Origin of the sequence: Pseudomonas sp. CFBP13528 (assembly GCF_005233615.1) — a bacterium.
In the GTDB taxonomy this organism is placed as follows: Bacteria; Pseudomonadota; Gammaproteobacteria; order Pseudomonadales; family Pseudomonadaceae; genus Aquipseudomonas; species Aquipseudomonas fluorescens_AM.
Genome location: NZ_QGAJ01000005.1, coordinates 291,302 through 310,809 on the forward strand (window position 1 = coordinate 291,302; position 19,508 = coordinate 310,809).

Genomic DNA, 19,508 nt, shown 5'->3' on the forward strand with positions numbered 1-19,508 from the left:
ATTCGACCGAGTTCCAAGTTTGGAATGTGGTCAAAATGTGGGAGGGGGCTTGCCCCCGATAGCGGAGTGCCCGTCAACACATTCATTGCTGATCCACCGCGATCGGGGGCAAGCCCCCTCCCACATGTTGTCCTGCTGTGGCTTTAGAGGGCGATCGGCTTGCGGCCGGCGAACGAGTGCGCCAAGGTGCCGCCGTCGACCAATTCAAGCTCGCCACCCAGGGGCACGCCATGGGCAATACGTGAGGTGATCAACCCCTTGTTGGTCAGCAACTGGGCGATGTAATGCGCCGTCGCTTCGCCTTCGACCGTAGGGTTGGTCGCCAGGATCACTTCGGTAAATGTGCCCTGCTCTTCGATCCGCGCCACCAGTTGCGGAATGCCAATGGCTTCCGGCCCCAGGCCATCCAACGGCGAAAGATGGCCCTTGAGCACGAAGTAACGCCCGCGGTAGCCGGTCTGCTCAACCGCATACACGTCCATTGGCCCCTCCACCACACACAGCAGCGTGTCGTCGCGTCGTGGGTCGGCGCATTGCGGGCAGAGTTCTTCTTCGGTCAGGGTGCGGCATTGGCGACAGTGGCCCACGCCTTCCATGGCCTGGCTCAGGGCCTGGGCCAGACGGGTGCCGCCGCTGCGATCACGCTCCAGCAGTTGCAGCGCCATACGCTGGGCAGTTTTCTGGCCGACGCCCGGCAAGGTACGCAGGCCGTCGATCAGTTGGCGAATCAGGGGGCTGAAGCTCATGGGCGAAGGGTCCGACAAAACAACGAGACGCGGTTTATACCCGCGCCCCGGATTAGCGTCAAATGCTCAATCCTGTGCGACGCGCACGACCAACTTGCCGAAGTTGCGCCCTTCGAGCAAACCGATAAAGGCTTCGGGCGCTTGCTCCAGGCCGTCGACCACGTCTTCGCGGAACTTGATCTTGCCCTCGCGAACCCAGGGCGCCATGGCGCTGAGGAACTCCGGCTGGCGATCACCGTAGTCGTCAAACACGATAAAGCCCTGGATGCGCACACGCTTGGTCAGCAAAGTGCGCTGCAGCGCCGGCAGACGATCGGGGCCGCTTGGCGCTTCATGGGCGTTATACCCGGCGATCAGCCCGCACAGGGGCACCCGCGCCTTGGGGTTGAGCAACGGCATCACGGCGTCGAACACCTTGCCGCCGACGTTCTCGAAATAAATATCCACGCCATTGAAGCAGGCCTGGGCCAGCTCGTCGGCAAACCCTTCGCTCTTGTGGTCGATACAGGCATCGAAACCCAGCTCATCGACCACGTAGCGGCACTTGTCCGCACCGCCGGCAATGCCCACCACGCGCAAGCCCTTGAGCTTGGCAACCTGGCCCACCACCGAGCCCACCGCACCCGAGGCCGCCGCCACGACCAGGGTTTCACCGGCCTTGGGCTGGCCGATATCCATCAGGCCCATGTAAGCGGTCATACCGGGCATGCCCAATACCCCCAGGGCCATCGACGGGCTGGCCAGGCCATTGGGCACCGGCATCAGGTTGCGGCCATCGGAAATACTGTGGCTCTGCCAGCCGGTAGAGCCCACGACCAGGTCGCCCACCTCGAATTTCGGATTGCGCGACTGCTCGACACGGCTGACCGCGCCACCGGTCATCACGTCGTCGATTTCCACGGGTGCTGCGTACGACGGCGCGTCGCTCATGCGTCCGCGCATGTAGGGGTCCAGCGACAGATAGAGCGTCTTGAGCAGCACCTGGCCGTCCGCCAGCTCTGGCAGGTTCACGCGTTCGAGGCGGAAATTTTCCGGAGTCGGCGCGCCTTGAGGGCGTGAGACCAGGACGATGCGTTGGTTCAGCGTCGGTTCTTGAGGCATCAGGGGCTCCTTTAAGCGAATGCATACGTATAGGGTGCAGACCCTGCTTGCTGCCCCAGGGTTCAGTTGCAATAGGCACAAACAAAAATGCCAGGCACGAGGCCTGGCATTGGAGTGCAGCTAAAACCTGCCGATCAGAACGGCAGCTTCATACCCGGTGGCAGTTGCATGCCAGCGGTCATGCCGCCCATTTTTTCCTGGCTGCTGGCTTCGATCTTGCGCACCGCGTCGTTGACGGCAGCGGCGAACAGGTCTTCCAGCACTTCACGGTCGTCATCGCTGACGCCTTCGAGCAGGCTTGGGTCGATGCTGACGCGCTTGATGTCGTGACGACCGGTCATCACCACGCTGACCATATCGCCACCGGCTTTACCGGTGACTTCGGCGTTGGCCAGTTCTTCCTGCATCTTGGCCATTTTTTCCTGCATCTGCTGCGCCTGCTTCATCAGGCCGGCCATGCCACCTTTCATCATGGGAATCACCTCAAAAGTACGTGGATCAAAAGAGTCGCCCGGTTCATGACGCCTGGGGCGCCGGGGCTTCGACAGGTTCAATAGTATCGTGACGGACGACCGCACCGAACTGTTGCATCATTTGCTGGATAAGCGGATCAGCCTGGATCGACGCCTCGGCGTCGCGCTGGCGGTTCAGGCGGCGACGCGTCGCGGCCTGGGCCGGGGTTTCCTGCTCGGGCTTGATCAGCTCGATGGCGATTGTCAGCGTGCGCCCATGGTACTGGTTGAGCGCGTCGTTCAGACGGCGCTGCTGGGTGGCATTGAACAAGGCGCTGTGGGCCGGGTCCAGGTGCAGCAGCCAATGGTCGCCGTCGATGGCAATCAACGTGCAGTTGGCGGCGATACTGCCGGTCATGCCGGAGATCGGCAACTTTGGAAACAATTCCAGCCATTGCAGGGCCAGGCCGGTGGCCGGGGCCGCGGCGGGCTCCACCTCCGGCTCGGGGGCGGGCTCGGCGGTGTGTTCGCTGGCGAGTTCGTCCAGGTAGCTGTAGGCCGAATCCATGTCCGGCTCGATGTAGTCTTCGTCCAGCGGCGGTTCGTCGTCGAGGTCAATGCCGGGCGTGGCGGCCTCGACCTGGGCCACGGTCGGCTCCGGCACCGGCGCGGACACCCACTCCGGCGCATCCGGCACCACGCTGTCCGGGGTCGGCGCGGGCATTGGCGTCAGTTCGGGCTGCTCGCCCGTGGTGTCCAGTACCGGCTCCACGGCGGGCTGTTGCTCGGGCTCGACGGGCGCTTCGACCGGGTCATTCCAGGGCAGATCCACCACCGGGGCGACTTGCGGCTCAGGCTCAGGCTCAGGCTTAGCCTCGATCACCGCTTCAGGCTCGGCCACCGGGGCGGCAACCACCGGCTCGGTAACCGCTGCGGGTGCAGCTTCCACTGGCGCGACCACCGCCGCGCCAGCCACTGGTTTGGCGGAATCAGCTGTGGCCTGGCTGATCCCCACTGGCTTTAGCGGCTGTCTCGGCGCATCCGCCGAGTCGGCGGGCCGGAAGGCCAGCATGCGCAGCAGGACCATCTCGAAGCCCCCGCGCGGGTCCGGCGCCAGGGGCAGGTCGCGGCGGCCGATCAGGCCCATCTGGTAATAGAACTGCACATCTTCGGCCGGCAACGCCTGGGCCAGCGCCAACACGCGGTCGCGGTCGCCATGGCCGTTGTCGACCGCCTCAGGCAATGCCTGGGCGATAGCGACGCGGTGCAGCACATTGAGGATTTCCGAGAGCACGCCATTCCAGTCCGGACCTTGCTCCGACAAGTGGCGCACGGCTTCGAGCAATGCCTTGGCATCGCCTTCGATCAGCGCGTGCAGCACGTCGAACACCTGGCCGTGGTCCAGCGTGCCAAGCATGGCGCGCACATCGGCGGCCAGGACCTTGCCTTCACCAAAGGCGATGGCCTGGTCGGTGAGGCTCATGGCATCACGCATCGAGCCATCGGCAGCACGGCCCAGCAGCCACAGTGCGTCGTCTTCGAAGGGGACGTTCTCGACGCCCAGCACGTGGGTCAAATGCTCGACCACCCGCTCGGGGGTCATGTTCTTCAGGGAGAATTGCAGGCACCGCGACAAAATCGTCGCAGGAAGTTTCTGCGGGTCGGTGGTGGCCAGGATGAATTTGACGTAGGGCGGCGGCTCTTCCAGGGTCTTCAACAGCGCGTTGAAGGAGTGGCTGGACAGCATGTGCACTTCGTCGATCAGGTAGACCTTGAAGCGGCCACGGCTCGGTGCGTATTGCACGTTATCGAGCAGTTCACGGGTGTCTTCGACCTTGGTGCGGCTCGCGGCGTCGATCTCGATCAGGTCGACGAAACGCCCTTCGTCGATCTCGCGGCAGACCGAACAGGTGCCGCACGGTGTCGAGGTGATCCCGGTTTCACAATTCAGGCATTTGGCGATGATGCGCGCAATGGTGGTCTTGCCCACGCCGCGGGTACCGGTGAACAGGTAGGCGTGGTGCAGCCGCTGGCTGTCCAAGGCATTGATCAGAGCCTTGAGCACATGGGTCTGGCCGACCATTTCGCGGAACGAGCGCGGACGCCATTTACGTGCAAGAACCTGATAACTCATCGAAAACCGTCGCAACTGGGAAGCGGAAGCCGGTAATGCTAGCGGAGCAAGGGGGAAATTGCATCCGGCACGCTCGTCTTATCTGACTAAGCGCCCCTCAAAGGCCTGAACCCGCCGCGTCGATCCACGTGATTATCCGGCTGTACGCCGCAAAGAACGCACCCAGCGCGCCTCCAGACCGATAGCGGCCACACTGGCCAGCACCATCAGCCCGCCCAGCAGCACCTGCAGGGTAATGCGCTCGCCCAGCAGCATCGCGGCCATGATCATCGCCACGGGTGGGATCAGGTACATCGCTACCGAGGCGCGGCTGACTTCAACGTGCTTGAGCACGTAGCCCCAGGCCAGGTAGGCCAGGGCACTGGGAAAAATACCGAGCACCAGCACCGCCATGTTTTCCGGCAACGGTGCCCGTGCCACTGCAGCGGGCAGACCGGGCAGGTTCACGCACAGCATCAAGGTGCCGGACCAGACCATATAGCAGGCCAGCGTCAGCGGGCTGTAGCGGCAAGCGTAATGTCGCAGGACAGCGAAATACACGCTCCAGGACAGGGCCGCCAGCAGGATCAGCAAGCCGCGTGGGTCCATGTCGGCCATGCCATGCCCGCCCCGGATCACCACCAGCACACCCCACAATCCCAACAGCACACACCCCCAGCGCCAGGCACTGACCCGCTCTTTCAGGCAGAAAAACGCAATCAACACACTGAACAGCGGTGCCGACTGCGCCAGCACGCTGGACGCCGACGCGCTCACCCATTGCTGGCCGCTATTGAGGCAGGTGTGGTGCAGGAATACGCCGAAAAAACCCAGCACCAGCAGCCACGGCAAATCCCGCAGGCGCGGCCGGCCAATGCCCGTCACCAGCGCCACCGCGCCCATGCACACCGAGGCGATCAGGAACCGCAGCAGCGCCAGGTGGCCAGGGCTGTAGCTGTGCAAGCCGACGTGCACGCCAATCGGCGAATACGCCCAACAGAGGATGACGACGGCAACGACTAGCGTAAGCTTTACAGGAGACGGGGCATTCATCGGCGGCATCCGGCACTCGGTGGGAATGCCGTCAGTCTTGGCCCGCGCCAGGCGCAGCACAATTAAGCGTTTCTGACTTCTGAGATCACGGGAACTGAGCAATGGAACTGGCCCAACTGAAAATGGTGCGAGCCGTGGCGCAAACCGGCAGCGTGGCCCAGGCCGCCCTGCAATTGCACTGCGTGCCGTCCAACATCACCACGCGTATCAAGCAGTTGGAAAGCGAGTTGGGCACAGCCTTGTTCATCCGTGCCGGACGCGGGCTGGCGATCAGCGCCGCCGGGGAGATTTTCCTGGATTATTGCGAGCGCATCCTGGCGCTGGTGGACGAGTCCAAACGCGCGGTGGATGCCACCGCGACCCCTCGTGGCACCTTGCGCATCGGCGCGGTGGAGTCCAGCGCCAGCGGGCGCCTGCCGCCGCTGCTGGCCGAGTACCACCGGCGCTACCCTGAGGTCAGCCTGGAATTGGTCACTGGCGCCTGGGCGCAATTGCTGGACGACCTGCAGCACCATCGGCTTGATGTGGCGCTGGTGGCATCCGGCAACCCGCGCGCCAAACTTGAGCACAGCGTGGTCTACAGCGAACGCCTGGTATTGATCGCCAGCGCGTGCAGCGCCCCCATCAACAGCGCCCGGGACCTGGCCGGTCGCACCTTGCTGGTGTGGCCGCCGGGTTGCCCCTATCGCGCCGCCCTGGAAAACTGGCTCAAGCCCCATGACGTCAAACCGGCGATTGCCAGCTATGCCAGTTGGGGCACGATCATCGGTTGCGTCAGCGCGGGCATTGGCGTGGCATTGGCGCCGGAAGGCATTCTGGCGCGCTATGAGCAGGCCAACGCGTTGGCATCGTATCGCTTCGAAGCGCTGGCGCCCGTGGACAACCTGCTATTCTGGCACACGGACACCCAACGGCACCTGGCACGGGACGCATTTGCCGGGCTGCTGCGCGAAACCTTCGGCTGACCCAATCCAAAATCTGGGAGGGGGCTTGCCCCGATAGCCATGGATATCTACACAGCTCTGTAGCGCCCAACGCTAACCACGATGCGCAGCGAGTCGCTCTTGATCTTGATCTGGCTTTTGATCTTGATCTGGCTTTTGATCTTGATCTCAGGCGCCCCGTTAAACCACGCTGGCCGAACGCGGGCTTGAATCCGTGGGTAACCCGGCAGGACGCCGGGTTAGCCGCCCCGCGCCATGGATGGCGCGTGGCGGCGGCCCACGGATTCAAGCCTGCGTTCGGGCACACCGAGCCTAGGCGAGGTGCCGAGTGGTGGGGCAAGAGCCTTTTTGGTNCCCGGTCCAATCCAACATCCTGGTCGGCCCTGAGGCCGCCATCGAGGGCAAGCCCCTCCCACATTTTCTAGATCTTCGGTGCAGCCAGCCGTGCGTACTGGTCCTGGCTGATCCAGCCCGTGAACGAACGCTCGTCAGCATTGACAAATTCCACCTGCGCCCAGCCGTCCTTGAACGCCAGTACCCCCACCACATCATTTTTGACGATGTAGGGACGCTTTGTCGCTTTGGCGCCCGGCGTTTTCAACAGGTAGGCCTTTTGCGCCGATACCGTCACCAGGCCGATCCATTTTTTCCGCGCGGTCTGGCTCAACTCCAGGCCCGTGGCGATGTCCGGCATCAACACATTGATACAACCTGGATGCTGGCGACCTTGCTCCACGGTCAGGGTCACGCCGTCGGCCGAGGCCGCCACGCTGCCGGGATAAGCTGCATCGCGCCAGGTGGTCAGCGCTTGCGGCTTACCCTGCAGAAAGAAGCTGCACCCCCGCGTGACGCCCTCCCCCATCGCCTCCGAGTAGAACCCCTCGACCTGCTGCTGCGGTGTCACCGCCAGCATCAGCCCTTCGTACTTGCCCGACTGCAACGCGCCAGGCCCTGCAAACGCCGGCACCACGACGCATAACGACAACACACCCACCGCCAGAAAACGCATCATCTTATTTCTTCCCTTCCAGTACGTCGTAGGCCTGCTTCATCAGCACGTCGTAGTTGCCGTAGTCCTCACCGTTGTAGTTGCGGGCCATGGCGGTAAAGTCCTTGTTTTTCATGGCCGTCATCAACGCGGTATTTTTGCCGCAAAGGCTGAGATAGGCCTTGAGCTGATTGCCGGCATTGACCTTCAAGGACGCCACGAACTCAAACACGGTCTTGAATCCGCAAGACGCGAAATTGAACCCCATGATCTGAAACATCCCCCACGAGGCCGACAGCAACGCCGCTTCCTGATCCAGTGCAAACGCCGTGGCCATGGTTTCCCAGGCCTTGACCTGGTCCTTGTTGTTGGCCTGCCACTGCGGCCCGGCTTTCTTCTTGTAGATGTACGACAGCAGCGGGTGCGACTGGTCGTAAATGTGCTTGGTGTACTTGCGAAAATGATGGCCTTCGAACGCGATGATCGGCAACTTCGCCGGCCCGAAGCCCACCTTCCCGCCCGATTCGATAGTGGCGAACGCCTTGATGACATTCACCGAGATCCCGTTGCCCAACTGCTTGGCGGCGTTCTGAAAGTCAGTGTCGCTGAGCGTCATGCCGCCATCGCAAGTGGACTGCATCATCAACTGCCGGTTACGCCGTTCGGCCTCGATCACCGCACGCATCTGGTTCAGATAGACATTCACGGTGGCCTGCACCGCATCGGCATTGTTATTGCCGAAGGCGTTGAGAAAACTCGGAATGCGCATCGCCGGGAAGGCCGTCACCGGCACCTTCAATGCCTCTTCGATCAGGCTGTTGAAGGTACGACCGGTAGGGTCGATCACGCCATCGGGATGGGCGTACTTGAGATGACGGAACTGGTATTGGCTGATGCACTGCACCAGTTGGCCGTCGCATTTGCCGTTTTCGGGCAAGGCGAAACCCAGCTTGGGAATGATCAGATTGAAGAGATACTGGATGCACTGAACATCGGCGGGCAAGTTGCGGGCTTTGCCGGGCGTGCCGACCGAGGCACTGATAAGACGAGGCAACCCTTGCAGGCTTTTCATGACAGACATCCTTGTGAGGTAAAGAAGCGATTGCGCTTCGATATCAAGTCCACGCCCTTGTCATACTCTGAAACAAGTGGCCGGCGGAAGCTAACAAGGTGCCTTGGGGTTGTCCAGAGAGGGTTTCGAAAGTTGTGAATCAGCCAGAGTAAATCACTCAGTAGCCATGCACATCGCGGGTCTTCTGGTACTGGTGGTAGTCGATCCACTCGACCACGTCGTAGGGAAGATAAAGCTGCACGGTGGCGCGGGAAATCGCGATGTACACCGCACACAAGCGCTGATCGAACGCATAGGCATCCTGGAATTTCACAGTGGTGAGCAACTCGGGCGTGAGCAGGACACGCTCGAACTCCATGCCGCCGGCGTCTTGCGCCAACATCAACAAACAGCGCTCGCCCGGGTGACCGCTGAGCCTGTTCAACCGTGTCACGTCGGCCACATTGAAGCCTTTTTCCAGTTCCGCCTCGACCCACAGAAACGCGTCATCGAACCGGCACGTGTCGCGCACCTGCTGCCAGTCGGCCATATCGCTGAAAAACGAATGAGGCCCACGGTCGCTGTACTCGCTGCCATAGAATTCGGGTTTGAACAACGCGATGACGGTGTCCATGAAGTATTTGAGATCCTGCTGCGCTTCGCTGCTGGCAAACGCACAGGCACGGCGCTCTTCGCTCAGATGCATGAGCCACTTCATGGTGTCCCAATAGGACGCGGTCAGCACCACGCAGCCTGGCGGCGGTACAAAGCCCTGGGGATACAGCTCGATACCGACGTCCGCATCCCGTGCGCCCTCGAAGAGCACCTTGCTTTTCTGCGAGTGCTGGCTGATCAAGGGATTGACCAGGCGCTCGACGTTGCGCCCGGAGCGTACGCTATAGCTCACATCCGTATGGCGAACCTCGCGCGCGCGCTTGACCAGTACACCGCTGGCCTGCTGATACTCGTCGCCCAGGGTGATCAGCACCTGGCGCCCGCGCTCGATGATTTGCAGCAAGGGCGCCGGAATGTCCTGGCTCTCATCAATCAACACATGGGTATAGCGCTCAGGCACCACACTGCCGGCGAGGCTGGCGCGCTTGACCATCAACAACGCTTCAAATCCGGTGTGAGCGCTCCAGGCCGGATTCGCCTCAAGGTAGGTCCATAACCGGCTGGAGTATTCGACAAGTACTTTGGCATCAACGCTGGACAGCGCTTGCTTGAAGTGCGGCAGATGCTTCGCCGACAGGCTGTAGTCCCGGGAGCCGCAGTAGTTTTCAAGCACCTTGAGGCAGACATCCAGCAGCGCCTGTCCTTGCAGATGACGAAAACCGAAGATGTTCAATTCCTGCGCCAGTGTCTGCTTGCTCGGGACGCGCCCTTGCGTAGCCAGCGGCTGTGACCTTGGGCCATGTAACAAGACGTGCGCAAACCCGTGAAAGGTTTGCCCGGCCTTTCTCTCCCGCACGCCCACCATGCGCGCGCGCAGGGTTTGAAGCTTTGCCGGTGTACGTGCCAGCAACAAGGTCTTTTCGGGTCGCAGATGCTCCATCAGCGCCACCAGCAGGTGACTCTTGCCAATGCCGGCGTACCCTTGGACATGCAGGTCTTCGTTCAGGTTGGCGCGAAAGGTCCTGACCAGTTTGTCCTGCTCGGCGCTCAGCCAGCGCTCGCGATGCCTGGGCGTGACCATCTGCTGGCGGAAGGGATTGTTTGCCTTGAGGTGACGGACTTTGTACTCGACGTCCCATTGGCCGTCGGGCAATAAATAATCTCGCGCCAGGACTTCATCCGCCAACAGAAAACGCAACTTCAGGCTCTTGACCACATTGAGGCCGAAGTACAGCTTGCGCGGGTCAAACAACCGTTGTGCCTCCGACAGCAAGCTCACGGCAGCTGAATGCCTGCCCTGCGCCGCCCAGCCAATGAGCTTGGCCAACACTCTTTCAGCGCCCACTGCGCTCAACTCGTGTTCCGGCATCTGCGCCAGATTCTGGATAACCAGCAGCGCTGCCAGCTCCGGCTCACTCAGGGTTTCCAGCGCACCCGCACCGTCAGAACCCAACAAACCCGCACAGGTTTCATCGGTGATCGGCAAGAACACGGGGCTGGATAAATCAAAATGTTCCGAGTGCATACAGCCTCATGGCCAGGGGAAAGACGCTTGGGAGTATGCCACCAGTCGTGGAAGGGTCGTCATGCACTGCGCAATAAGCGTCACAGATGACTGGCTGAATAATTGAGATTTTGGGGGGTATTACAGAAGGGAGCGTTATGGAGGCAACCCCACCAGCCACACCCCGGCACACAATGTTCCCGCTGTGGCTGCTGCCTTCCGGCTCTGACCAGGTTCACGGGTAATCGTTGCGGGGGGACCGATGGGGTCACCATAACGACGCTGGCCTCTCGGCAAGCGGGGCCATTGTACCGATCTCATCGGAAGTTACAACCGTAAAAAAATGAGAAGCTTCAAGTACTTGCCATGGCCCTCAACAATGACGCTATCCCAGCCACTCTGTAGGAGCGAGCTTGCTCGCGAAAAACGTCAACGATAACGCGTGCTTTCTGAATGAACGCGGTGCCTGTAAATTTTTCGCGAGCAAGCGTGCTCCTACAGACTGGTATCAGGGCTTGCCCTCGCACATTTCATCATTGTGCCTGCAGCACCTCATCGGCCCTGCCGCCCTCTTCCTGGATGACCAGGTGGATAAAGTGCAGCTTGGCAATCACCGCCGGGGGCAGCACGAAGGGGTAGAAATCCGGCTGGCCCATGCTGCGCGACAGTTCGTTGAGCATGCCGGCCAGTTCGATCCAGGCATTGACGAAGGAGAGGAACGCCGCCCCGCCAGGGTGTTCGGGGTCGTACAAGGTGCTCAGGGGAAACGGCTGGTAATCGAGGTCCATCTCCCGAGCGCTCATGCCAAACCCCAGGGCGGTGTCGACCGCGTCCATCATGTGCAGGTAATGCGCCCAGGTCTCGGCCCAGTCTTCCCAGGGGTGCATGGTGGCATAGGCGCTGACGCAGGTTTGCTGCCAGTCCGGGCGTGGGCCGTTCTGGTAATGCTGGTCGAGCGCGTCGGCGTAACTGGCGCGTTCGTCGCCGAACAGGCTGCGAAACGGCTCGAGCCAGTGGCTGTTGGCGATCAGGCGGTCCCAGTAATAGTGGCCGACCTCATGGCGAAAGTGACCGAGCAAGGTGCGGTAGGGCTCATGCATCTGCACGCGAACCTTTTCACGATGGGCGTCGTCAGCTTCCTTGATATCGAGGGTGATCAGGCCGTTGGCGTGACCGGTAGTGGGCGCATTGCCTTGCAGGTCGATGCCGACGAAGTCGAACGCCAGGCCGGTGTCTTCGTTGACGCTTTTGGGCACCACCTGCAGGCCCAGGCTGACCAGCTGGGCGACCAGTCGGCGCTTGGCGGTTTCCACCTTGCGCCAGCGCTCGGGATTTTCCGCGATGGACAAATCAGGGATGGTGCGGTTCAGGCTGCACGCCACGCACAGGGCCGAGGTGCTGTGCGCCGGGATCAGCCAGTTGCACGCCGCCGGGGTCTGGAGGTTGGCGCAGCGGCGAAAGGCGCCGGCGTCGAGGTTGGCGTCCATCAGCCAGGTGTCGGCCACGGGACCGGGTTGCAGTGAAGACAGGCGGCTTTGCTGCGGGTGGTAGCCCAGCAGCGCCGAGCAGGCCAGGCATTGGCTGTTGCGAAAGAACAAGGACTGGCCGCAGCGGCATTGCCATACCTTGCTGTTACGCGAGGATCCGGCCATGAACGGTGCGGCGATGCGCGTGCTGAGTTGCTCGAAGTAGCGGAACATGGCGATCTCTCCCAAGGGTGACTGAGACTAGATCATTTACCGCTCGGGATCGTTCCACTTTCCTGGAGAGGGGCTGCTTCGCAGCCCGGCGCGAGCTTGCTCCCTCGCCACAGGATGCAATCAGACCGCGATGTTGTGCTTGGCCAGGAAGGCGACGAAGGCCTCTTCGTCGAGCACTTTGAGCCCCAGTTCGCTGGCCTTGGCCAATTTGGAGCCGGCGCCCGGCCCGGCCACCACGCAGTGGGTCTTCGCCGAAACGGAACCGGCCACCTTGGCGCCCAGGCTTTCGAGTTTGTCCTTGGCCACATCGCGGCTCATCAACTCCAGGGAGCCGGTGAGCACCCAGGTATGCCCGGCTTCCGGCAGGCCTTCGACGACCTTTTTCTCGCTCTGCCAGTGCATGCCGAAGTCCTTGAGCTGCTGCTCGATGGCCAGGGCGCGGTGGGCGTTGTCCTCGCTATCAAAAAAGTCGCGCACGGCCTTGGCCTGTTTCTCGGGCAGGGCCTGGCGCATGTCCAGCCAGTCGGCCTTGATCACGCCTTCGAGGCTGCCGAACTTGTCCGCCAGTTTCTGCGCCGCGCCCGGTCCCACGGAGGGCACGTGCAGCTTGTCGAGCAGGCCGCCCAGGGTGGTGCTGGCGGCGAACTCGGCACTCAGGTCGCCCTGCTCCTGCAATTGCAGGGCGCACTCATCGGGCGACAGCAGCGCGCCAATCACCTCCTGGTTATGGCGGTCTTCAAAGAAGCTATGGATCTCGTGCGCCACTTCCAGGCCTACGTCCGGCAAGTACGTCAGCACTTCCGGCAGAGCCTTCTGCACCCGTTCCAGGGAAGCCAGGGAGCGCGCCAGCACCTTGGCGGTCTCCTCGCCCACATCGGGAATGCCCAGGGCGTAGATAAACCGCGCCAGGGTCGGCGTCTTGCTGTTTTCGATGGCGGCGATCAGCTTTTTGCTGGAAATATCGGCAAAGCCTTCCAGGTCGATGATCTGCTCGTACTTGAGTTTGTAGAGGTCGGCCGGCGAGCCGATGAGTTTTTCATCCACCAGTTGCTCGATGGTTTTATCGCCCAGGCCGTCGATGTCCATGGCACGGCGCGAGACGAAATGAATGATCGCCTGCTTGAGCTGCGCGCCACAGGCCAGGCGCCCGACGCAGCGGTACACCGCGCCGTCGCTGACGGTTTCCTTGCCCTTGCTGCGCTTGACCAGTTGCGTGCGCTCCACGTGGGAACCGCACACCGGGCAACTTTCAGGGATCTGCACCGCGCGCGCGTGCTCCGGGCGACGCTCGGTGACCACCGACACCACCTGCGGGATCACGTCCCCGGCGCGGCGGATGATCACCGTATCGCCGATCATCAGGCCCAGGCGCGCCACTTCGTCCATGTTGTGCAGGGTGGCGTTGGACACGGTCACGCCGGCAACCTTGACCGGTTTCAAACGCGCCACGGGCGTGACGGCGCCGGTGCGGCCGACCTGGAATTCCACGTCGAGCAACTCGGTCAGTTCTTCCATGGCCGGGAATTTATGCGCAATGGCCCAGCGCGGCTCACGGGCGCGGAAGCCCAGTTCCCGCTGGGCGGCGGTGCTGTTGACCTTGAATACCACCCCGTCGATCTCGTACGACAGGCTGTTGCGCCGTTCGCCGATGTCGCGGTAGTAGTCCAGGCATTCCTGAATGCCCTTGGCCAGTTTCAGTTCATGACTGATCGGCATGCCCCACTTCTGCAACTGCTTCAGGTTGCCGATATGAGTGTCACTGATATCCGTCGTCACCTGGCCGATGCCATAGCAGCAGAATTCCAACGGACGACTGGCGGTGATCTTCGAATCCAGTTGGCGCAGGCTGCCGGCCGCCGCGTTGCGCGGGTTGGCGAAGGTCTTGCCGCCGACCTCCAGTTGCGAGGCGTTCAGGCGCTCGAAACCGGCCTTGGACATGAACACTTCACCGCGCACTTCCAGGGTGGCCGGCCAACCGCTGCCGTGCAGCTTCAACGGAATGTTGCGCACGGTGCGCACATTGACGCTGATGTCTTCGCCGGTGGTCCCGTCGCCGCGAGTGGCGCCGCGCACCAGTTCGCCGTCCTGATACAACAGGCTGACCGCCAGGCCATCCAGCTTTGGCTCGCAGCTGTATTCGACGCTGGCGAACAGGTCGCCGGCCGGCAGATCCAGGCCCTCGGTCACCCGGCGGTCGAATTCCAGCATGGTCGCTTCATCGAAAGCGTTGCCGAGGCTGAGCATGGGGATTTCATGCCGGACTTGAGTAAACGCCGACAGCGCCGCGCTGCCGACCCGCTGTGTCGGCGAATCACGCGTCACCAGCTCCGGATGCTCGGCTTCCAGCGCCTTGAGCTCATGGAACAACCGGTCGTACTCGGCGTCCGGAATGCTCGGCTCGTCGAGGACGTGATAACGGTAGTTGTGCTGATCCAGTTCAGCGCGCAGTTCGAGGATGCGGGTATGGGCGGCGGTCATGGGTGTTCTCTCATAAAGCAAAAGAGCAGCCGAAGCTGCTCAATATGTTAGTGCGCTTATTCTACTGACAACGCCGAGGCGCAATCCTCAGCGTTTCTGTGTCAGGGCGCGACGCTCGAACTCGACGATGCGCTGACGGTAATGCTCGATGGTCTGGGCGGTGAGGACGCTGCGTTGGTCGTCCTTGAGCTCCCCGTTGAGTTCCTGGGACAGCTTGCGGGCCGCGGCCACCATCACGTCGAACGCTTGCTTGGGGTGACGCGGGCCTGGCAGACCGAGGAAGAAACTGACCGCCGGGGTGCTGAACAGGTCGATGTCGTCCAGGTCGAACGTGCCGGGCTTGACCGCGTTGGCCATGGAGAACAGTACTTCGCCGTTGCCGGCCATGCTTTCGTGACGGTGGAAAATATCCATCTCGCCAAAGCGCAGGCCGCTCTCAAGGATGTTCTGCAACAGGGCCGGGCCTTTGAAGCCACCGGCATCGCGGCAGATCACACTGATCACCAATACCTCTTCGGCAGCCGGCTGATCGTTGACCGATTGGCGCGACGGTGCCTTGCCGCTGTTTTCATCCGGGAAATCATCGTCGCGGCTGCTGAAGCTCGGGCCTTCATCGACATCCAGGTTCAGGTCGCCCTGATGCGGCTCGGCCACGCCGGCACTGCCGCGCTTGCCACGCTTGGACGACTCCCGGGCTTCACGCACCGGCGCGCTCATCGACGGCAAGTCGTGCTCGTCCAGCTGCGGTTCCTTGTGGGTATCCAGCACACGGGGCGGCCCCAGCAGCTCGGCGCTGCCGTCGTCGTCAGGCAGGTTGGACAGGTTTCGGTCCAAGCGGAATTTAAGCTTGCCCTTGCCACCGCGCATACGGCGCCAGCCATCAAAAAGAATACCGGCAATGACAATGATGCCGATGACGATCAGCCACTCGCGCAGACCGATTTCCATGTAATCCCGTGCCTCTAATAAAAAATGCTGAAAAATAAGGGGTTTAGCACCGTGCAAACCGCTTTAAAACGTGGCGCCAACTCTATGTTCTGACTGACGTTTTGCCCACGCGTACGAAAAATTGACATTAAATTAGCACAGTTGGCGAGAGATGTATCGGATTGGCACTTTCGTTCGCCAGTACCTTCTTCTTACGCCGGGGGTGACTGTGAGCTACGAGCTTCAAGCTTCAAGCTTCAAGCTTCAAGCTTCAAGCTTCAAGCTATAAGCCGCAAGCTCAAGCCAACTCACTTGCAGCTTGCCGCTTGCAACTTGCCGCTACGCCGCTAGGCGTCCACCATCTTCATCGCTTCTTCCACATCCACCGCCACCAAACGCGAACAGCCCGGCTCATGCATCGTCACGCCCATCAATTGATCGGCCATTTCCATGGCGATCTTGTTGTGGGTGATATAGATGAACTGCACGGTCTGGGACATCTCCTTGACCAGCCGAGCGTAGCGTCCAACGTTAGCGTCATCCAGCGGTGCATCGACTTCGTCGAGCATGCAGAACGGCGCCGGGTTCAGCTTGAAGATGGCAAATACCAGTGCCAGGGCCGTCAGCGCCTTCTCGCCGCCGGACAACAAATGGATGGTGCTGTTCTTCTTGCCCGGAGGCCGCGCCATGATCGTTACCCCTGTATCGAGTAGATCTTCGCCTGTCAGTTCCAAGTAGGCACTGCCACCACCGAAAACTTTTGGGAATAACGCCTGTAAACCGCCATTAATCTGATCAAAGGTATCCTTGAAGCGGTTGCGGGTTTCCTTGTCGATCTTGCGAATCACGTTTTCCAGCGTATCCAGCGCTTCGACCAGGTCGGCGTTCTGGGCATCCAGATAACGTTTGCGCTCGGACTGCTGCTGGTACTCATCGATGGCCGCGAGGTTGATCGCACCAAGTCGCTGGATACGCGCGGCAATGCGCTCAAGTTCTTCTTCGGCGTCTTTTTCGTTGGCCTGTGCGGTCAGCGTGTCGAGTACGCCGTGCAGGTCGTAACCGTCTTCGAGCAACTGGTCCTGCAAGGTCTTGCGGCGCACGGTCAGGGCTTGCCACTCCATGCGCTGCTGTTCGAGCTGACCGCGAATCAGCTGGGATTGCTGTTCGGCGGTGGTGCGGCGTTTTTCGGCGTCGCGCAGTTCGCGGTCGGCGTCCTCCAGGGCGATCTGCGCGGTCTTGAGCTCTTCGTCGACGGTCATGCGCTTGTCGAGCAACTCTTCAAGCTTGAGGCGCAGCTCTTCCAGGGGCGCTTCGCCCTCCTCCAGGTTGAGGCTCAACTGCTCGCGCTTTTCGGTGAGGCGTTCGGACTGCATCTCCAGGCGTTCAAGGGCCTGGGCCGTGGAGGTGTGCTGGGCGCGCAGCGAGCCGAGGCGCACCGCCAGTTGGTGCGCGTGGTCTTTGTGCTGGCGGGCCTCCTGGCGCACGCGGTCGAGGCGTTCGCGCAGGCTGTCGCGCTGGGCCAGCAGCAGTTCGCGCTGCTCGGTGTCCAGGGCCATGCTGTCGAGGGCTTCCTGCAACAGCAGGCGCGCTTCGCCGATCTGTTCGTGCTCCAGGGCGCGCTGCTCGCCCATTTCGGCAACTTCTTCGTCAAGGCGGGTGCGGCGCAGGGTCAGTTGCTCGACCTTGGCCTTGCTCGCCGACAGTTGCGCTTTCAATTCGCCTTGCTGACGCGCTTCGTCCTGTAACAGGCGGCGCAGGTGTTCGCGGCCGGTCTCTTGCTGGCGCTGGGTGGCGCGCAGGGTTTGCAGTTCGGTTTCCAGGCTTTCCAGCGTCGCCTCGCGCTCTTCGCGCTCGGCGCTCAGGTTGACGATTTCCTGGCCACGGGCCAATACACCGCTTTCGGCCTCACTGGCACGGCGTACGCGCAGGAAGTGGCGGCCGACCCAATAGCCGTCGCGACTGATCAAGCTTTCGCCGGCCGCCAATTGGCCGCGTTGGGCCAGGGCTTGCTCAAGTGACTCGACCGGCTTGACCTGGCCCAGCCACGGCGACAGGTCAATCGCCGCCTCGACCTTGTCCAGCAGGCTACCCGGCACGCGCGCGCCATCGGCTGCAGGGCTGAGCAGGCGCAGGTCGCCCTGGGTGAAACCCGCCAGGTCGAAGCCGCCAAAATCATCCACCAGCACGGCTTGCAGGTCGGCGCCCAGTACGGTTTCCACCGCCAGTTCCCAACCGGCCTCGACCTTCAAGCCTTCGGCCAGACGCGGACGCTCGGCCAGGTGCTGGTCGCGCAGCCATTCGGCGGTGCCGGTGCCAGGGTCCAGCGCGGCCTGCTGCAAGGCTTCCAATGAGGCCAGTCGCCCGTTGAGCCGCTGCAGGTCACCTTGGGCCTGTTGCTGCGCCTGGGTCGCCGTTTGCAATTGCTGACGCAGTTGCTCCAGGCGTTCCACTTGCTGCTCTTCGCTGGCCTCGAGCTCCTCGAGGGTCATCTCGCTTTCGGCCAGCTGTTCGCTCAACTGCATGATCGCCGCGTCTTCCGGGTCGGCGGCGAGTAACACGCGCTCTTCCTGCAGGCGGCGCTGGCGTTCAGCCAGGCGCTCCATGCTGGTTTCCAGTTGCTGGATACGCGATTGCTGCACCTCGGCCTGGCGCCGCGGTTCGGCGGATGTGAGGTTGAACGTGTCCCACTGCTCCTGCCAGCCGTGCATGCCGGTTTCGGCGTCTTCCAGGGCGGCGGCCGCTTCTTCGGCGGCGGCGTTGGTGATGTCCTGCTCGGGGGTGAGCATGTCCAGCTCTTCGCCCAGGGTCAGCAGCAATGTACGGTCGTGGCCCAGGTGCGATTCGGTCTCCAGGCGCGCGCGCTCGGCTTCCTTCAGATCATCCTGCAATTGGCGCAAGCGCTGCTGGCCGTGCTGGATGCTCTGCTCGACGCGAGCAATATCGCCACCCACCGAATAGAAGCGGCCCTGCACCAGATTGAAGCGCTCGGACAGCTCATGGTGCCCGTCCCGCAGGCGTTCAATGCTGGCGTCGGCGTTGCGCTGCTCGGCCACCAGCGCTTCAAAGCTGACTTCCTGGGTGCCGATGATCGCTTCACGCTGGCCGACCTGGTCGTTCAGCGCCTGCCAGCGCAGGGCCGACAGTTGTGCCTTGAGCTGGCGCTCTTCGCCCTTGTATTCCTGATACTTCTCGGCGGCCTGGGCCTGGCGGTGCAGGCGCTCCAACTGGCGCTCCAGCTCTTCGCGCAGGTCGGTCAGGCGGGCGAGGTTTTCATGGGTGCGGCGAATGCGGTTTTCGGTCTCGCGGCGGCGCTCCTTGTATTTGGAGATGCCGGCCGCCTCCTCGATAAAGTTGCGCAGGTCTTCGGGCTTGGCTTCGATCAGCTTGGAGATCATGCCCTGCTCGATGATCGAATAGCTGCGCGGGCCTAAGCCGGTGCCGAGGAAGATATCGGTGATGTCGCGTCGACGGCATTTGGTGCCGTTGAGAAAATAACTGTTCTGGCTGTCGCGCGTAACCTTACGGCGAATGGAGATTTCCGCGTAGGCCGCGTATTCGCCGACCAGGGTGCCGTCGGAGTTGTCGAACACCAGTTCGATACTGGCCTGGCTCACCGGTTTGCGGCTGGTGGAGCCGTTGAAGATGACGTCGGTCATCGACTCGCCGCGCAGGTTTTTCGCCGAGCTCTCGCCCATCACCCAGCGCACGGCGTCGATGATGTTCGACTTGCCACAGCCATTGGGCCCGACCACCGCCGCCATGTTACTGGGGAAGTTCACCGTGGTCGGGTCGACGAAGGATTTGAACCCCGCCAGTTTGATGCACTTGAGCCGCAC

At 62.1% G+C, this 19,508-nt stretch carries 13 protein-coding genes and 1 other RNA gene; 1 reads left to right on the plus strand and 13 read right to left on the minus strand.

The genetic code is table 11. The features are described 5' to 3' along the window. Positions 1-143 precede the first annotated feature (143 nt). From recR to PspCFBP13528_RS13225, 5 genes are all read right to left on the minus strand, one after another. Positions 144-746 carry a recombination mediator RecR gene (gene recR, locus PspCFBP13528_RS13205; protein WP_065949791.1) on the minus strand — a complete coding sequence of 201 codons (603 nt, stop codon included), beginning with the start codon at positions 744-746 and terminating at the stop codon, positions 144-146. A gap of 66 nt (positions 747-812) precedes the next feature. Further along, positions 813-1,847, minus strand: coding sequence for an NADP-dependent oxidoreductase (locus PspCFBP13528_RS13210; RefSeq protein WP_065949792.1), 1,035 nt, complete (start codon positions 1,845-1,847; stop codon positions 813-815). A gap of 134 nt (positions 1,848-1,981) precedes the next feature. Then, positions 1,982-2,320, minus strand: coding sequence for a YbaB/EbfC family nucleoid-associated protein (locus tag PspCFBP13528_RS13215; protein ID WP_057721228.1), 339 nt, complete (start codon positions 2,318-2,320; stop codon positions 1,982-1,984). A gap of 43 nt (positions 2,321-2,363) precedes the next feature. Then, positions 2,364-4,433, minus strand: a complete 2,070-nt coding sequence (gene dnaX, locus PspCFBP13528_RS13220) for a DNA polymerase III subunit gamma/tau (RefSeq protein WP_101218400.1) — start codon at positions 4,431-4,433, stop codon at positions 2,364-2,366. 132 nt (positions 4,434-4,565) lie between these two features. After that, the gene (locus tag PspCFBP13528_RS13225) at positions 4,566-5,465 is read right to left on the minus strand and encodes a DMT family transporter (RefSeq protein ID WP_065949794.1); all 900 of its coding nucleotides are present in this window, start codon (positions 5,463-5,465) and stop codon (positions 4,566-4,568) included. A gap of 101 nt (positions 5,466-5,566) precedes the next feature. Here PspCFBP13528_RS13225 and PspCFBP13528_RS13230 point away from each other — a divergent pair, with 101 nt between their 5' ends. Further along, positions 5,567-6,430, plus strand: a complete 864-nt coding sequence (locus tag PspCFBP13528_RS13230; protein ID WP_065949795.1) for a LysR substrate-binding domain-containing protein — start codon at positions 5,567-5,569, stop codon at positions 6,428-6,430. Between the two features lie 400 nt (positions 6,431-6,830). Here the strand turns inward: PspCFBP13528_RS13230 and PspCFBP13528_RS13235 are convergent, their stop codons facing one another. The 8 genes from PspCFBP13528_RS13235 to smc form a co-directional block, all read right to left on the minus strand. Further along, on the minus strand, positions 6,831-7,421 hold the full coding sequence (locus PspCFBP13528_RS13235; RefSeq protein WP_101220718.1) for a hypothetical protein: 591 nt from the start codon (positions 7,419-7,421) through the stop codon (positions 6,831-6,833). A 1-nt stretch (position 7,422) separates the two neighbouring features. After that, the gene (locus tag PspCFBP13528_RS13240; RefSeq protein WP_137200365.1) at positions 7,423-8,469 is read right to left on the minus strand and encodes an N-acetylmuramidase family protein; all 1,047 of its coding nucleotides are present in this window, start codon (positions 8,467-8,469) and stop codon (positions 7,423-7,425) included. 157 nt (positions 8,470-8,626) lie between these two features. Beyond that, positions 8,627-10,588 (minus strand): AAA family ATPase, encoded by a 1,962-nt coding sequence (locus PspCFBP13528_RS13245; RefSeq protein ID WP_137200366.1) that lies wholly within the window; start codon positions 10,586-10,588, stop codon positions 8,627-8,629. 147 nt (positions 10,589-10,735) lie between these two features. After that, an RNA gene (gene ffs, locus PspCFBP13528_RS13250) (signal recognition particle sRNA small type) lies at positions 10,736-10,832 on the minus strand. Between the two features lie 268 nt (positions 10,833-11,100). Beyond that, positions 11,101-12,267: a putative zinc-binding metallopeptidase gene (locus PspCFBP13528_RS13260; protein ID WP_137200367.1), complete on the minus strand. Its 1,167-nt coding sequence runs from the start codon at positions 12,265-12,267 to the stop codon at positions 11,101-11,103. Positions 12,268-12,387: 120 nt separating this feature from the next. Continuing rightward, positions 12,388-14,745 (minus strand): NAD-dependent DNA ligase LigA, encoded by a 2,358-nt coding sequence (gene ligA / locus PspCFBP13528_RS13265; RefSeq protein WP_137200368.1) that lies wholly within the window; start codon positions 14,743-14,745, stop codon positions 12,388-12,390. An 87-nt stretch (positions 14,746-14,832) separates the two neighbouring features. Then, positions 14,833-15,693, minus strand: a complete 861-nt coding sequence (gene zipA, locus PspCFBP13528_RS13270) for a cell division protein ZipA (RefSeq protein ID WP_065949801.1) — start codon at positions 15,691-15,693, stop codon at positions 14,833-14,835. A gap of 326 nt (positions 15,694-16,019) precedes the next feature. Beyond that, positions 16,020-19,508 carry a chromosome segregation protein SMC gene (gene smc, locus PspCFBP13528_RS13275; RefSeq protein WP_137200369.1) on the minus strand — a complete coding sequence of 1,163 codons (3,489 nt, stop codon included), beginning with the start codon at positions 19,506-19,508 and terminating at the stop codon, positions 16,020-16,022.

Coding starts and splice junctions, on each gene's coding strand:
- recR (WP_065949791.1), bottom strand. CDS start 746: ATGAGCTTCAGCCCCCTGATTCGCCAACTGATCGACGGCCTGCGTACC.
- PspCFBP13528_RS13210 (WP_065949792.1), bottom strand. CDS start 1,847: ATGCCTCAAGAACCGACGCTGAACCAACGCATCGTCCTGGTCTCACGC.
- PspCFBP13528_RS13215 (WP_057721228.1), bottom strand. CDS start 2,320: ATGATGAAAGGTGGCATGGCCGGCCTGATGAAGCAGGCGCAGCAGATG.
- dnaX (WP_101218400.1), bottom strand. CDS start 4,433: ATGAGTTATCAGGTTCTTGCACGTAAATGGCGTCCGCGCTCGTTCCGC.
- PspCFBP13528_RS13225 (WP_065949794.1), bottom strand. CDS start 5,465: ATGAATGCCCCGTCTCCTGTAAAGCTTACGCTAGTCGTTGCCGTCGTC.
- PspCFBP13528_RS13230 (WP_065949795.1), top strand. CDS start 5,567: ATGGAACTGGCCCAACTGAAAATGGTGCGAGCCGTGGCGCAAACCGGC.
- PspCFBP13528_RS13235 (WP_101220718.1), bottom strand. CDS start 7,421: ATGATGCGTTTTCTGGCGGTGGGTGTGTTGTCGTTATGCGTCGTGGTG.
- PspCFBP13528_RS13240 (WP_137200365.1), bottom strand. CDS start 8,469: ATGAAAAGCCTGCAAGGGTTGCCTCGTCTTATCAGTGCCTCGGTCGGC.
- PspCFBP13528_RS13245 (WP_137200366.1), bottom strand. CDS start 10,588: ATGCACTCGGAACATTTTGATTTATCCAGCCCCGTGTTCTTGCCGATC.
- PspCFBP13528_RS13260 (WP_137200367.1), bottom strand. CDS start 12,267: ATGTTCCGCTACTTCGAGCAACTCAGCACGCGCATCGCCGCACCGTTC.
- ligA (WP_137200368.1), bottom strand. CDS start 14,745: ATGACCGCCGCCCATACCCGCATCCTCGAACTGCGCGCTGAACTGGAT.
- zipA (WP_065949801.1), bottom strand. CDS start 15,693: ATGGAAATCGGTCTGCGCGAGTGGCTGATCGTCATCGGCATCATTGTC.